Source organism: Blastococcus sp. KM273128 (genome assembly GCF_021698975.1).
GTDB lineage: Bacteria > Actinomycetota > Actinomycetes > Mycobacteriales > Geodermatophilaceae > Blastococcus.
The window spans coordinates 1-1,746 of record NZ_SSXA01000151.1 but is presented as its reverse complement, the minus strand read 5'-3'; the positions used below and the strand labels follow the sequence as shown (position 1 = coordinate 1,746).

Genomic DNA, 1,746 nt, shown 5'->3' with positions numbered 1-1,746 from the left:
CCGGACTAGCTGGGGACCCGGACTGGTAGTAGGCAAGCGATGGGGTGACGCAGGAAGGTAGTCCTACCGGTGAGTGGTAGTACCGGTGCAAGGGTGTGGCCCGCGCCATAGGCAAATCCGTGGCGCACACAGGGTGAGGCCCGACGCATAGCCGATTGAGGCGAATTGGATGATCCTATGCTGCCGAGAAAAGCCTCTAGCGAGTTCCGAGCGGCCCGTACCCCAAACCAACTCAGGTGGTCAGGTAGAGAATACCGAGGCGATCGAGCGAACTGTGGTTAAGGAACTCGGCAAAATGCCCCCGTAACTTCGGGAGAAGGGGGGCCCCAGCCCGTGAACCACCTAGCGTGGGGCAGCGGGAGGGGGTCGCAGAGACCAGTGAGAAGCGACTGTTTACTAAAAACACAGGTCCGTGCGAAGTCGTAAGACGATGTATACGGACTGACGCCTGCCCGGTGCTGGAACGTTAAGGGGACGGGTTAGCCGCAAGGCGAAGCTCAGAACTCAAGCGCCAGTAAACGGCGGTGGTAACTATAACCATCCTAAGGTAGCGAAATTCCTTGTCGGGTAAGTTCCGACCTGCACGAATGGCGTAACGACTTCTCAGCTGTCTCAACCACAGGCTCGGCGAAATTGCACTACGAGTAAAGATGCTCGTTACGCGCGGCAGGACGGAAAGACCCCGGGACCTTTACTATAGCTTGATATTGGTGTTCGGTTCGGCTTGTGTAGGATAGGTGGGAGACTGCGAAGCGGGCACGCCAGTGTCCGTGGAGTCGCCGTTGAAATACCACTCTGGTCGAATTGGATGTCTAACCTCGGTCCGTGATCCGGATCAGGGACAGTGTCAGGTGGGTAGTTTAACTGGGGCGGTTGCCTCCCAAAATGTAACGGAGGCGCCCAAAGGTTCCCTCAGCCTGGTTGGCAATCAGGTGTCGAGTGCAAGTGCACAAGGGAGCTTGACTGCGAGACCGACGGGTCGAGCAGGAGCGAAAGCTGGGACTAGTGACCCGGCACCGGCATGTGGAAGCGGTGTCGCTCAACGGATAAAAGGTACCCCGGGGATAACAGGCTGATCTTCCCCAAGAGTCCATATCGACGGGATGGTTTGGCACCTCGATGTCGGCTCGTCGCATCCTGGGGCTGGAGTAGGTCCCAAGGGTTGGGCTGTTCGCCCATTAAAGCGGTACGCGAGCTGGGTTTAGAACGTCGTGAGACAGTTCGGTCCCTATCCGCCGTGCGCGTAAGAGACTTGAGAAGAGCTGTCCCTAGTACGAGAGGACCGGGACGGACGAACCTCTGGTGTGCCAGTTGTACCGCCAGGTGCACTGCTGGTTGGCTACGTTCGGCAGGGATAACCGCTGAAAGCATCTAAGCGGGAAGCTCGCTTCAAGATGAGGTCTCTCACCGGGACAACCGGGTAAGGCCCCCGCCCAGACCAGCGGGTTGATAGGCCGGAAGTGGAAGCACCGCAAGGTGTGGAGCTGACCGGTACTAACAGGCCGAGGGCTTGACCACACACACCAACCCGACACCGGCTTTGTGTGCCAAGTCGAAACGAAGAAGTCACGCGTCCACTGTGCGGTTCTGAACGCACGAACCAGCCGGTTCGCACATGTTCACAGAGTTACGGCGGCCATGGCGAGAGGGAAACGCCCGGCAACATTCCGAACCCGGAAGCTAAGCCTCTCAGCGCCGATGGTACTGCCCTGGAGACGGGGTGGGAGAGTAGGACGCCGCCGGACA

The 1,746-nt window shown here is 58.9% G+C and carries 2 rRNA genes (1 of these 2 only partly in view); both read left to right on the top strand.

Going from position 1 to position 1,746, the window contains the following annotated elements:
• Positions 1-1,518: ribosomal RNA gene (locus tag E9529_RS21340) — 23S ribosomal RNA — on the top strand (it extends 1,284 nt beyond the left edge of the window).
• Between the two features lie 110 nt (positions 1,519-1,628).
• Positions 1,629-1,745, top strand: a 5S ribosomal RNA gene (gene rrf, locus E9529_RS21335).
• Position 1,746 lies beyond the last annotated feature (1 nt).